The sequence below is a fragment of the Cryobacterium sp. TMT2-17-1 genome (genome assembly GCF_004402765.1).
Classification (GTDB): domain Bacteria; phylum Actinomycetota; class Actinomycetes; order Actinomycetales; family Microbacteriaceae; genus Cryobacterium; species Cryobacterium sandaracinum.
Window position 1 is genome coordinate 111,240 of record NZ_SOGC01000009.1, and the last position, 11,877, is coordinate 123,116.

At 68.4% G+C, this 11,877-nt stretch carries 13 protein-coding genes; 9 read left to right on the plus strand and 4 right to left on the minus strand.

Annotation, left to right across the window (positions count from 1 at the left end; genetic code table 11):
- Positions 1-44 precede the first annotated feature (44 nt).
- Positions 45-698 carry a CDP-alcohol phosphatidyltransferase family protein gene (locus E3O47_RS01895; RefSeq protein ID WP_255409007.1) on the minus strand — a complete coding sequence of 218 codons (654 nt, stop codon included), beginning with the start codon at positions 696-698 and terminating at the stop codon, positions 45-47.
- Between the two features lie 47 nt (positions 699-745).
- Entirely contained in the window at positions 746-1,609 is an 864-nt protein-coding gene (locus tag E3O47_RS01900; RefSeq protein ID WP_134419389.1) for a Ku protein, read from the minus strand.
- A 68-nt stretch (positions 1,610-1,677) separates the two neighbouring features.
- On the opposite strand from E3O47_RS01900, the gene E3O47_RS01905 reads away from it, so the two are divergent.
- Positions 1,678-4,176, plus strand: coding sequence for an ATP-dependent DNA ligase (locus E3O47_RS01905; RefSeq protein WP_134419390.1), 2,499 nt, complete (start codon positions 1,678-1,680; stop codon positions 4,174-4,176).
- Positions 4,177-4,189: 13 nt separating this feature from the next.
- Here the strand turns inward: E3O47_RS01905 and E3O47_RS01910 are convergent, their stop codons facing one another.
- Entirely contained in the window at positions 4,190-4,636 is a 447-nt protein-coding gene (locus tag E3O47_RS01910; protein ID WP_104099545.1) for an NUDIX hydrolase, read from the minus strand.
- A gap of 158 nt (positions 4,637-4,794) precedes the next feature.
- On the minus strand, positions 4,795-5,322 hold the full coding sequence (locus E3O47_RS01915) for an adenine phosphoribosyltransferase (protein ID WP_104099329.1): 528 nt from the start codon (positions 5,320-5,322) through the stop codon (positions 4,795-4,797).
- 156 nt (positions 5,323-5,478) lie between these two features.
- Here E3O47_RS01915 and idi point away from each other — a divergent pair, with 156 nt between their 5' ends.
- From idi to E3O47_RS01955, 8 genes are read left to right on the plus strand one after another with little or no spacing between them, the layout of a single operon-like run.
- Entirely contained in the window at positions 5,479-6,018 is a 540-nt protein-coding gene (gene idi, locus E3O47_RS01920) for an isopentenyl-diphosphate Delta-isomerase (RefSeq protein ID WP_134419391.1), read from the plus strand.
- Positions 6,011-7,054: a polyprenyl synthetase family protein gene (locus E3O47_RS01925; RefSeq protein ID WP_104099327.1), complete on the plus strand. Its 1,044-nt coding sequence runs from the start codon at positions 6,011-6,013 to the stop codon at positions 7,052-7,054. The genes idi and E3O47_RS01925 overlap by 8 nt, the downstream gene beginning before the upstream one ends.
- Complete coding sequence (locus E3O47_RS01930) at positions 7,051-7,944, plus strand: squalene/phytoene synthase family protein (RefSeq protein WP_134419392.1); 894 nt, start codon at positions 7,051-7,053, stop codon at positions 7,942-7,944. The genes E3O47_RS01925 and E3O47_RS01930 overlap by 4 nt, the downstream gene beginning before the upstream one ends.
- A complete protein-coding gene (gene crtI, locus E3O47_RS01935; protein WP_134419393.1) occupies positions 7,941-9,545 on the plus strand; it encodes a phytoene desaturase family protein in 1,605 nt (534 codons plus the stop codon). Before E3O47_RS01930 ends, crtI begins: the two co-directional genes overlap by 4 nt.
- A gap of 30 nt (positions 9,546-9,575) precedes the next feature.
- The gene (locus E3O47_RS01940) at positions 9,576-9,926 is read left to right on the plus strand and encodes a lycopene cyclase domain-containing protein (protein WP_134400873.1); all 351 of its coding nucleotides are present in this window, start codon (positions 9,576-9,578) and stop codon (positions 9,924-9,926) included.
- Positions 9,923-10,231 carry a lycopene cyclase domain-containing protein gene (locus E3O47_RS01945; protein WP_104099323.1) on the plus strand — a complete coding sequence of 103 codons (309 nt, stop codon included), beginning with the start codon at positions 9,923-9,925 and terminating at the stop codon, positions 10,229-10,231. The genes E3O47_RS01940 and E3O47_RS01945 overlap by 4 nt, the downstream gene beginning before the upstream one ends.
- Complete coding sequence (locus E3O47_RS01950) at positions 10,224-11,126, plus strand: prenyltransferase (RefSeq protein WP_134400872.1); 903 nt, start codon at positions 10,224-10,226, stop codon at positions 11,124-11,126. Before E3O47_RS01945 ends, E3O47_RS01950 begins: the two co-directional genes overlap by 8 nt.
- Before the next feature lie 40 nt (positions 11,127-11,166).
- Positions 11,167-11,568, plus strand: a complete 402-nt coding sequence (locus E3O47_RS01955) for an RNA-binding S4 domain-containing protein (RefSeq protein WP_104099321.1) — start codon at positions 11,167-11,169, stop codon at positions 11,566-11,568.
- Positions 11,569-11,877 lie beyond the last annotated feature (309 nt).

Below are 11,877 nucleotides of genomic sequence, written 5' to 3' on the forward strand. Positions count from 1 at the left end.
TGTCGGTATTGGAATAGTTATCGGGCGCGGCCTTGCGCTGGGGTTCATTCGTCTTTTTGGAATCGTTCACCGTACACCTCCTGGTCCTCCAGCGTATCGGATGGAACGGGCTGAATTGCCCGCGGAATGCGAATCACCCGGACGGTCTCGACGGCGTAGATTATGCCTGCCCACCAGTAAAGAAACGCTCCCCAGATGCCAAAGGCCCAGCCCACCGGGAGCGACCACCAGGACACCGTGGGGAAGGCCTCTCCCAGCATGATCATCGGCAGGGCGTAGAAGAGGCAGAAGGTCGCGACCTTGCCGAGCTGGTGAACGGGCAGAGGCCCGAATCCGTAATTCGCGAGGATGACGCCGAGTCCGAGCAGGAACACGTCCCGTCCCACGATGACCAGGACGATCCACCAGGGCATTAGGTCGCGCCAGGCCAGTCCGAGGAGGGCGGCGAAGATGTACAGCCGGTCGGCGGCCGGGTCGAGCAGCTGGCCGAGCCGCGTGATCTGGCCGAACCTCCGGGCCAGGTAGCCGTCGAGGAAATCGGTGAGGCTGGCGACCATCAGCACCAGGAGCGCCCAGGCATCCTCTCCCCGCACCAACACGACCAGAAAGACCGGCACCAGCGCAAGGCGCAGCATGCTGAGCAGATTGGGCAGGGTGATCACCTTTGAGCTGACGCCGGTTCCCTCTGCCCCTGTCACAATCATCGAGTCTACCGACGCGGCGGCCGAACCGGAATGCGGCCTCGTCAGTTTCCCGACACCCGTTTATGCCCCTTGTCGGCGCGTTTCTCGGATTTATCCGACGCGCCCGGCTTCGCCTGGCCGCGGCTGCGCTCCACGCTGCGGCGGAGGGCCTCCATCAGGTCGAGCACCTCTCCCCCGCCTTCCTCGCCTTCCCGGGGTTCGCGGCCGAAGGTGAGCTCGGTGTCGAGGGCTTCGCGCGCGGCGAGCTTCGCCTCGAGCAGTTCGCGGAGCTGGTCCTGGTAGTCGTCCCGAAAATCCTGCGGCGAGAACTCGGCGGCGAAGGAGTCGACCAGTGCGGCCGAAAGCTCGAGCTCCTGGGCGGAGATGCGCACCGACTCCTGGAGCATCGGGAATTCAACGGCCCGCACCTCGTCGCCCCACAGCAGCGACTGCAGCAGCAGCACGTCCCCGCGCACCCGGAGGGCACCGAGTCGGGTCTTCTGCCGCAGCGCGAACCGCACGATCGCGGTGCGGTCGGTGGCGTCGAGCGCACGCCGCAGTAGAACGTAGGCCTTGGGTGAGCCGGAGGGTTCGAGAAAATAGCTGCGCTCGAACATGATCGGGTCGAGCTGGTCGCTCGGCACGAACTCGACGACCTCGATCTCGCGGCTTCTCCCGGCCGGCAGCGTGCGCAGATCCTCGTCGGTGATGACAACCGTCTTGTCGCCGCTGTCCCAGGCCTTGTCGATGTGCGCATAGTCGACGACCCGTCCGCAGCGCTCGCACCGGCGCTGGTAACGGATGCGCCCGCCATCGGCGTCGTGCACCTGGTGCAGGGCGACGTCGTGGTCTTCGGTGGCGCTGTAGACCTTGACGGGCACATTGACCAGCCCGAAGGTGATCGCGCCCTTCCAGATCGATCTCATCACTTCAGTACACACCCGGTGCGCCGAGAGGGCTAGGCACGCTGTGGCCGCGAGAGCATGCTGGAGCTATGAACGAGCGGCCGCCCTCCCCTGACTCCCGCCAGGTCGTCACCGTCGGCGGACACCGGATCACACTCACGCATCTCGACAAGGTGCTCTACTCGGAGTCGGGGACCACGAAGGCCGACGTTCTCGGCTACTACGCGTTCATCGCCGACGTGATGATCCCGCACACCGCGAACCGCCCGGCGACCCGGAAGAGGTGGGTACACGGTGTGGGCACCCGGGACGCACCCGGACACGTGTTCTTCCAGAAGAACCTGGACCAGGCGACGCCGAGCTGGGTGAAACGCCGGCCGATCCAGCATTCGAACCACGTGAGCGAGTACCCGCTGGTCAACGACCTCGCGACGCTGACCTGGCTCGCCCAGATCTCGGCGCTGGAGATCCACGTTCCACAGTGGCAGTTCGGCCGGGGTGGACGCCCGCGCAACCCGGACCGACTGGTGATCGACCTGGACCCCGGCGACGGGGTCACCCTCGACGAGTGCGCGGAGGTCGCCCGTCTGGCCCGGGCCATCCTGCGGGACATGGGCCTGGACCCGCTGCCGGTCACCAGCGGGTCGAAGGGCATCCACCTCTACGCACCGCTGGACCTCACGCACACCTCGGACCAGGTCTCCCAGGTCGCACACGAGCTGGCCCGCGCGCTCGAAGCCGACCATCCGGACCTCATCGTCAGCGATATGAAGAAGGCTCATCGACCGGGGCGGGTGTTCGTGGACTGGAGCCAGAACAGCGCCCACAAGACGACCATCACCCCGTATTCGTTGCGCGGAACGCTGCATCCGATGGTGGCCATGCCGCGCACCTGGCGGGAACTGGCCTCCCCCGGGCTCGCACAGATCGACTACAAGCAGGCGATGCACCGGGTGCAGCGTAGCGGGGACCCGCTGGCCGCGCTGCTCGAGGCACATTCCGGCCGGGGCACCACGGATGCCGGTGGTGCCGGTGACGAGACCGGTAAAGGCGCCGGGGCGGGAGCCGGTGCGCTGGCCGTCTACCTCGGCAAACGAGACGCTTCCCGCACCTCGGAGCCGATGCCGACCGGTGCGCCGGACGCATCCGGGGGTCGGTCATTCGTCATTCAAGAGCACCACGCCCGCAACCTGCACTACGACTTTCGGCTCGAGCACGACGGGGTGCTGACGTCGTGGGTGTTGCCGCGCGGGGTGCCGACCGATCCGGCGAAGAATCGGCTCGCCGTGCGCACCGAGGACCATCCGCTCGAATACGCCACGTTCGAGGGTGATATCCCGGCCGGCGAATACGGGGCCGGCACCATGAGCATCTGGGACCACGGCAGCTACGAGCTGGAGAAGTGGCGGGATGACGAGGTGATCGCCGTGCTGCACGGCGAACCGGGCGGCAGGCTCGGTGGCACGCGGCGCTTTGCCCTGATCCGCACGAAGGGCACGGACGTGGCCGACCGGAACTGGCTGATCCACCTGATGAAGACACGGCCGGCCCGGCGGGCCGGGGACGTGGGCACCGGGGCGGGCGCGACGGCCAAAACGGGCGGCCGGTCCGCACGCCGAACACAATACGGGCCCATGCTTGCCACGCCCGGTTCCATCGCCGACCTGTCCGAAGACGACGAGTGGACCTACGAAATGAAGTGGGACGGCATCCGCGCGCTCGCCTATCTCGGAGCCGCCGGCCTAGGCCCGGACGTGCGCTTGTTCACCCGGAACGGCAGCGACATCACGCACGCGTATCCCGAGCTGGTGCGCGCGTTGCCGGGAGCGGTTTCGGCCGACTTTGCGGTGCTCGACGGGGAGATCGTCGCGATGGACGCGGGCGGGCGGCCGAACTTCGGGCTGCTGCAGACGCGGCTGGGCCTGACCGGTCGCCGACAGATCGAAGCGGCCGAGGCATCCACCCCGGTGCGGTTTCTGGCTTTCGACGTGCTCGAACGTGACGGGGAGCCGCTGCTCGACCTGACGTACACGGCCCGGCGCCGCGTGCTCGAGGAGATTGTCACCGGGTCCGGTGCGGTGCAGGTGCCGCCGGTCTTCACGGGCGACTCCACCCAGGCCGTGGCGACCAGCAGCGAGCTCGGCTTCGAGGGGATCGTCGCCAAGACCCGGGACGGGCGCTACGAGGCCGGTCGGCGGTCCCGATCGTGGATCAAGATCAAGCACCATCGCACCCAGGAGGCGGTGATCGGCGGGTGGCGACCGGGCAACGGGCGCCGAGCCGACACCGTGGGCTCCCTCCTCCTGGGGATTCCGAACGGAGACACGCTGACCTATATCGGCCGGGTCGGCACCGGGTTCCGGGACGCAGACCTCGAGGACCTGCGGGCGCGACTGGATGCCATCGCTGCGGTGGACAACCCCTTCACCGGCATCCCGCCCGCCGGCGCCCGCGATGCGCGGTGGGTGCGCCCGGTGTTGGTGGGCGAGGTGGAATTCTCCGAATGGACCAGCACGGGGCGAGCGCGCCACCCGGTCTGGCGCGGTTGGCGGCCGGACAAGTCACCGGGCGAGGTGGTGCGGGTTTAATGGCGGTGCGGGTTCAGAGGCGGGCGAGTAGGGCCGGCCAGCTGGTGGCGAAGCCCGGATGCAGCGGCAGCGCGTCGACCTCGTGGCGCGGTACCCAGCGCAACGCGATGCTCTCCTGGTCGCTGATCACGGGTTCGAAGCGCTTCGTGGCGCGCACCACGACCGTCGTGTACGACCAGAAACCGAGGTCGAGCACGGAGCTGAACTGCACGGAGACCAGCTCCGGGGGCACGCCGGCCTCTTCGCGGGCCTCCCGCAGAGCCGCTTCGAGCGCACTCTCGTGTTCGTGGCGCGCCCCGCCGGGCAGCCCCCAGGTGTCACCCTGGTGGCTCCAAAGCGCGCGGTGCTGCAGCAGCACCCCCAGCTCCTCGTGGTGCACGAGCAGGCCGGCCGCCCCGAAAAGACCCCAAAACTTGCGGCCGTCGGGCCCGTACACCCACCCGTCACCGTTTGTGCTCATGGCTCAAGCATGCGCCACGGTCCCGTGAATACGCACCGTGTTGAGTTGCATTCGACTCGCGGCGCAGGCTTTGGATGGTGGCGCACGGTAGGACGTGTGCCGGCTTTCGAAGGGTGCGCCACGACGAGCGAGCCGCGCCGAGTGGGTACCTGGGCGGGCTAGAGGGCGACGATGGCGTGCACAGGAGCGTCGCCGAGGCGCGTTCGGCCGACCAGTTCGGTCAGCTCCAGCACGACGCCGACGCCGGTCAGGCGGTAGCCGGCGCGCTCGATGAGCCGGGCGGTCGCGGCGATCGTGCCGCCGGTGGCCAGCACGTCGTCGACGACCAGCACGCGGGAACCCGGCGCGAGCTGGCCGATCTCGAGCTCGAGGCAGGCCGAGCCGTACTCGAGGTCGTACTCCTCGCTCAGCACCGATCCGGGGAGCTTGCCACCTTTGCGCACGACGAGCACGGCGACATCCGCCGCGTAGCCGATCGCCGCGGCCAGCAGGAAGCCGCGGGCCTCAATGCCGGCCACCGCGTCGAATTCACCCTGGAACCGGCCGGCGAGCTCGTCGATCAGCGCTCGAAAAGCGGCGGCGTCGGCGAACACCGGGTTGAGGTCGCGGAAGAGGATGCCCACTTGCGGAAAATCCTGGTACGAGGCGAGAAGGGCGTTGACATGGTCTGCAGCGGGGGTGGGCACCCCACGAGTTTAAGCGTGCGGCCGACGGATGCCGTGCGGGCCTCCCGACGCCCCTCAATGGACGGTTCGGACAGGGCCCCGTGCTAGCCTCGCATTTGGCTAATCAGATTAGGTATTTTTCCGGTATCTTGACTGAATCACCCGAAGGGATGGCTAATGCGGCCGGTCGAAGTGCTCGAAGAACTCGTGGTCCTGCTGGACGAGTCCGGCCGCGAAATCGGCACGGCCCCGAAGCTCAGTGTGCACGACACAGACACCGCGCTCCACCTCGCTTTCTCCTGCCACGTGCTCAATCCGGCCGGCGAGGTTCTCGTCACCCGACGCGCCCTGTCGAAGAGAACCTGGCCGGGCGTCTGGACCAATTCCTTTTGCGGCCATCCGCTCCCGGGCGAGGAATTTCCCGCTGCCATCGAGCGGCGCGCGCTATTCGAGCTCGGACTCTCGATTGCGCACCTGACGGTCACCCTGCCTGACTTCCGCTACCGCGCCGTCGACAGCAGCGGCATCGTCGAGAACGAGATCTGCCCCGTCTACCTGGCCCGCGCCACCGGCGAACCCGTACCCAACCCGGACGAGGTCATGGAATTTGCCTGGGTGGAGCCGGCCGCCCTGCAGCGCTCGGTGCGGGACGCCCCGTGGGCGTTCAGCCCCTGGTTGGGGCTGCAGCTCCAGGAATTGACCAGTTTCGATGCATGAAATCCAGGCGCTCGGGGTAGGGACGGAGTTGCAGCGTTTTTTCGCCGCCGCCCGCCTGCGTGCCAGCGACTACGGCGAACACTATGTCGCGCTCTGGGACTCTCTCGAGCAGGCCAGCAGCGGCGGCAAGCGTGTGCGCCCCGCACTGGTGCTGGCTGCGTTCACCGGCCTCGGCGGCACCGACCTCACACTGGCCACTCCGGTCGCGGTCAGCTTCGAACTGTTGCACACGGCCTTCGTGATCCACGACGACGTGATCGACCACGACCTCGCCCGCCGCGGCGTGGCCAACATCGCCGGGCAGTTCACCGAGCGCGCCCTCGCCCACGGAGCCGGCGACCAGGCCGGGGCGTGGGCCGCGACGGCCGCGATCCTGGCCGGCGACCTGGCGCTGAGCGAGGCCCACCGCGCCCTCGCGATGCTGCCGGTCGAGCTCGAACTGCGCGGCCGCCTGCTCGACCTGCTCGATCGAGCGGTGTTCGTCTCCGCTGCCGGGGAACTGGCGGACGTCACCAACGCCGCGTCGAAGCATCCGCTCACGGTGGCCCAGGTCATCTCCACCCTGGAGCAGAAGACGGCGGTCTACTCGTTCGAGGCTCCCCTGCAGGCCGGCGCCATCCTGGCCGGCGGCTCGGCCGAGGCGATCGACGTGCTCGGCGCCTACGGCCGCCTGATCGGCGTGGCCTTCCAGCTGACCGACGACGTTCTCGGGGTCTTCGGCAACCCGGAGAAGACCGGCAAAAGCGTGCTCACCGACCTGCGGGAAGGCAAGCAGACGACCCTGATCGCCCACGCGGGCACCACCCGCGGCTGGCCAGAGATCGCCCCCTTCATCGGCAAGGCCGACCTCACCGAGGCGGAAGCGGACACCGTGCGCGGCCTGCTTCGTGACTGCGGTGCCCTGCAGGCAACGGATGAGCTGGCCACCGACCACTGCACTCGCGCCGTGGCCGCGCTCGACACGGCCGCCGTACCGGCGCCCCTGCGCGCGCTGCTCACCACCCTGGCAGGCACCGCCGTGAATCGCAGCCGATGAAACGTGACAGCCCCGAAGACCACACCGGCATCGCGAAGTACAACGCCGCGGCCCGGGCCAGCTCCGCCACGGTCATCGGCCACTATTCCACCTCGTTCGGCCTCGCGGCCCGTCTCCTCGAGCCGCGCGTGCGCAGCCAGGTGCGCACCATCTACGCCCTGGTCCGGGTCGCCGATGAGATCGTGGACGGCGCCGCAAGCCAGGCCGGCGTGAACGTGGACGGCCAGCGCGACCTGCTGGACGCGCTCGAACGGGAGACCAGCCAGGCGATGGGGTCGGGCTTCAGCACCAATCTGGTCGTGCACGCCTTCGCGGCGACCGCCCGGGAAGCCGGAATCGACACCAGCCTGACCACACCCTTCTTCGCCTCGATGCGCCGGGACCTCGACCCGTCGCCGTTCGACGCGGCCGGAGTGGCCGAGTACATCTACGGTTCGGCCGAGGTGATCGGGCTGATGTGTCTGCGCTGCTTCGTGCAGGACACGCGGTGCACGACCGATGAGCTCCAGGTTCTCGAGGCCGGTGCCCGGAGCCTCGGCGCGGCCTTCCAGAAGGTCAACTTCCTGCGCGACCTCGCCGCCGACCGGGACGCCCTCGGCCGCAACTACTTTCCCGGTGTGAACCTGCTGACCATGACCGAAACACAGAAGAACGAACTCCTCGACGACATGGACGCCGACCTCGACGCGGCGGCCCGCGTGTTGCCCATGCTCCCGGTGGGGAGCCGCCGCGCGGTCACCGCTGCACACCACCTCTTCGCCCGCTTGTCGGCGAAGCTGCGAGTCACCCCCGCGCGAGAACTGATGAGCGCCCGGGTACGGGTGCCGGATCCGGAGAAAATCATGATTGCACTCACCGCATCGTTCGGACCGGGAGCGTGGAAGCGATGAGCGCACCGACCAGGCACACCGTTGTCATCGGCGGCGGCATCGCCGGACTGGCCAGCGCCGCGCTGCTGGCCCGGGACGGCCACCAGGTCACCCTGCTCGAGGCGCAGGCCACCCTCGGCGGCCGGGCCGGCTTCTGGGACGTCGACGGCTTCCGGTTCGAGACCGGGCCGTCCTGGTACCTGATGCCGCAGGTGTTCGACCACTTCTACCGGCTGTTCGGCACATCCTCCGCGGAACAGCTCGACCTGACCCGCCTCGACCCGGGCTACCGGGTCTTCTTCGAGGGCACGACGGAGCCGGTGGACATCGCGACCGAGCGGGCCGACAACATCCGTCTGTTCGAAAGCCTCGAACCCGGTGCGGGCGCGGCCCTCGACCGCTACCTCGTCTCGGCCAAAGAGACATATGACATGGCAGTCAAACGGTTCCTGTATACAAGCTTCGCCTCCTTCACACCCCTGCTGGTTCCGGATGTCCTGAAGCGGCTCGGTCGGTTGGCCCGACTGCTGCTGCAGCCGCTGGACAAGTTCGTGGCCGGCTATGTGAAGGACCACCGTTTGCGCCAGATCCTCGGCTACCCAGCCGTGTTTCTCGGCTCCTCGCCCGACCAGACCCCGTCGATGTACCACCTGATGAGCCACCTCGACATGGCCGACGGCGTGCTCTACCCGCAGGGTGGGTTCACTCGGCTGATCGACAGCATCGCCGACATCGCGAAAGCTCAGGGCGTGACCGTGATCACCGAGGCGACTGTGACGGCGATCCACACCACCCCGGGCGCCGCAACCGCCGTCGCCGGGGTCAGCTATCGCACGGGCGACGGCACCAGTGTCACCCTCGACGCCGACACGGTCGTCTCGGCCGCCGACCTGCACCACACGGAGACCGAGCTGCTGCCGGCATCCGCGCAGACCTACCCCGAGCGCTGGTGGCGGAAACGCGTCTCCGGTCCGGGCGCCGTGCTCGTGATGCTCGGCGTCAAGGGAGACCTGCCCGAGCTGAAACATCACAGCCTGTTCTTCACCAGGGACTGGGCCGAGAACTTCGGCCGTATCTTCGGCAAGAAGACCAGCGTGCCCTCGCCGGCCTCCTTCTACGCCTGTATGCCCAGTGCCACCGACCCGGGAGTCGCCCCTGAGGGCTACACGAACATGTTCCTGCTGGTGCCGATCCCCGCCGACCCGGGCCTCGGCCACGGCGGGATCAACGGCCAAGGCTCGGCCGCGATCGAGAAGATCGCGGATGACACCGTCAAACAGCTCAGCGACTGGGCCGGCATTCCCGACCTGGCGGAGCGGATCGTGGTGCGCCGCACGGTGGGACCCGGCGACTTCGCCGACGACCTCAACTCCTGGCGCGGCGGGGCCCTCGGCCCGGCGCACACCCTGCGGCAGAGCGCATTCCTGCGCGGCTCCAACGCCTCCGCGAAGGTCGACGGTCTGTTCTACGCCGGCGGAACCACTATCCCGGGCATCGGACTTCCGATGTGCTTGATCAGCGCTGAAATTCTCCTCAAGCGGATCAACTCGGACACGAGCACGGGACCGCTCCCGGAACCGCTGCCGAACTCCGTGCGGGCGCCGCTGCCGGAAGCCCAGTGACTTCGGCAGCACAGTGAATCCGGTAGTGCTGTGACGTTCGCGTACCTGCTGACCCTGCTTCTCAGCCTGGGGGCGATGGTGCTGCTCGACCGTCGCTTCCGGCTGTTCTTCTGGCGGAACCCGGTGCGAGCTGCCATCGTGCTCGGCGTCGGGTTGGTGTACTTCCTCGTCTGGGACCTCTTCGGAATCGGCCTGGGCATCTTCTACCGGGGCGAGACGACCCTGATGACCGGTCTGCAGCTGGCCCCGGAGCTGCCCGTGGAGGAGTTCTTCTTCCTCACCTTCCTCTGCTACCTCACCATGAACGCCGTGCAGGGGGCGCGCCTGCTGCTCGCCTCCCGGGCCGAACGGGCCGGCGTCGACGAGGGGAGCGACGGGTGACCTACCTGCTCCTGAACACCGTCTTCCTTCTGCTCGCCACGGCTGTGTTCCTCACGGCCGTGCGCCGCGGCAGGCTCTCCCGGCACAGCATCCGTGCCGCCGGGATCGCCATGGCCGCCGTGCTCGTGCTCACGGCCGTTTTCGACAGCATTATGATCGGGGTCGGACTGGTCGACTACGATCCCAGCCGCATCTTTGGATTGCGGATCGGCCTGGCCCCGATCGAAGACTTCGCCTATCCCGTTGCGGCAGCACTCCTGCTGCCCGCGCTCTGGGCTCTGCTGGAAAGAAAACCGAATGACTGAGACTCGCACCCCACCGCTCTGGAAGACCCGGCAGGTGCTGCTCTCGTCACGGCCGCTGAGCTGGATCAACACGGCGTTCCCGTTTGCCGCCGCGTATGTGGTGACGACCGGCCGGGTGGACGCCTTGCTGCTGGTGGGCACCCTCTTCTTCCTCATTCCGTACAACCTGCTGATGTACGGAATCAACGACGTCTTCGACTACGAGTCCGACCTGCGCAACCCGCGCAAGGGCGGCGTCGAGGGAGCCATGCTGGACCCGGTCCTTCACCGCACGGTGCTCGTCTCCGGAATCGTGACGGCTGTGCCCATGCTGGTGGCGATGCTCGTCCTGGCCGGCGCGGAGCATCCATGGTCATGGTTCATTCTGGCCGTGAGCCTGTTCGCGGTGGCCGCGTACTCCGTTCCGGGACTGCGGTTCAAGGAGCGCCCGATGGTGGACTCGATCACCTCGAGCACCCACTTCGTCAGCCCCGCCGTCTACGGTCTCGTGGTGGCCGGCGCCGTCGTGACGCCCGGCCTGGTTGCCCTGCTCGCCGCGTTCTTCCTTTGGGGCATGGCCAGCCACGCGTTCGGCGCCGTGCAGGACGTCGTGCCCGACCGGGAAGGCGGCATCGCCTCGATCGCAACCGCGCTCGGCGCCGCGCGGACCGTGCGCCTCGCGATCGCATTCTGGGCCCTGGCCGGACTGCTCATGCTTGTGACCGGCTGGCCCGGGCTGCTGGCCTCGGTGCTCGCGGTGCCCTACATTCTCGCGGCCTGGCCGTTCCGGTCAGTGTCGGACGAGCGGTCCGAGACCGCGAACGCCGGCTGGACGCGTTTTCTCTGGCTCAACTTCCTGACCGGATTCCTGGTGACCATGCTGCTGATCGCCTGGGGGAAGCTCGGGCCTTTCTAGGGTGCGGGCCGTTCGGGCCTGCGCGCCGTAGAGTCGAGGGATGGAGCCTCTGACCACCGCCCGTGTCGACAGCTGGACCTGGGCCGTGCGGATGTTCAAGACCCGTTCCCAGGCCACGGCCGCCTGCCGAGCCGGTCACGTCAAGGTGAACGGCGAGCGGGCCAAGTCCGCGCAGACCGTGCGGATCGGCGACGAGGTGCGGGTGCGCATCAGCGGTTTCGACCGCATCCTGGTCGTGTCGAAGATCATGGTCAAACGGGTCAGCGCGCCAGTCGCGGCGGAGTGCTTCGTCGACCAGACTCCCCCGCCGCCCCCGCGCGAGGAGGTGGCGCTCCTCCCGATGCGGGACCGGGGCGCCGGCCGTCCCACCAAGCGCGAACGCCGCGAGATCGACAAGCTTCGGGCGCCCGAGGTGCTGCCGCCTGGCCCCGACGACGAGTAGCAGCGTCCCGGCTCAGTCGTGGGTCAGGCCCGGCCGAGCTCGCGTGTCGCCGGATGTGCCAGATCACCGCCGGTGCAGCCGGGCGGTGCGGTTCGGACATTCACCCCTCGTTCTGGCTCTCCGCCGAAACGACGGTGGAATCGCAGCCAGACGGGCGCGACCAGGGTGGCGGCCTACCTGCCGTTCATGCCGCGCACGGCCGGGCCCGGCGGGGTGGAGGCCGAGCAGAGGTAGAGCCAAGGAACCGGCGTCTTCCAAGATGCCGTCGACGATGCTCAGCTTCTCCGTGCGCTGGGCGCCGGCGGGCCG

Coding starts and splice junctions, on each gene's coding strand:
- E3O47_RS01930 (WP_134419392.1), top strand. CDS start 7,051: ATGAAACGTGACAGCCCCGAAGACCACACCGGCATCGCGAAGTACAAC.
- E3O47_RS01900 (WP_134419389.1), bottom strand. CDS start 1,609: ATGAGATCGATCTGGAAGGGCGCGATCACCTTCGGGCTGGTCAATGTG.
- crtI (WP_134419393.1), top strand. CDS start 7,941: ATGAGCGCACCGACCAGGCACACCGTTGTCATCGGCGGCGGCATCGCC.
- E3O47_RS01950 (WP_134400872.1), top strand. CDS start 10,224: ATGACTGAGACTCGCACCCCACCGCTCTGGAAGACCCGGCAGGTGCTG.
- idi (WP_134419391.1), top strand. CDS start 5,479: ATGCGGCCGGTCGAAGTGCTCGAAGAACTCGTGGTCCTGCTGGACGAG.
- E3O47_RS01905 (WP_134419390.1), top strand. CDS start 1,678: ATGAACGAGCGGCCGCCCTCCCCTGACTCCCGCCAGGTCGTCACCGTC.
- E3O47_RS01955 (WP_104099321.1), top strand. CDS start 11,167: ATGGAGCCTCTGACCACCGCCCGTGTCGACAGCTGGACCTGGGCCGTG.
- E3O47_RS01910 (WP_104099545.1), bottom strand. CDS start 4,636: ATGAGCACAAACGGTGACGGGTGGGTGTACGGGCCCGACGGCCGCAAG.
- E3O47_RS01925 (WP_104099327.1), top strand. CDS start 6,011: ATGCATGAAATCCAGGCGCTCGGGGTAGGGACGGAGTTGCAGCGTTTT.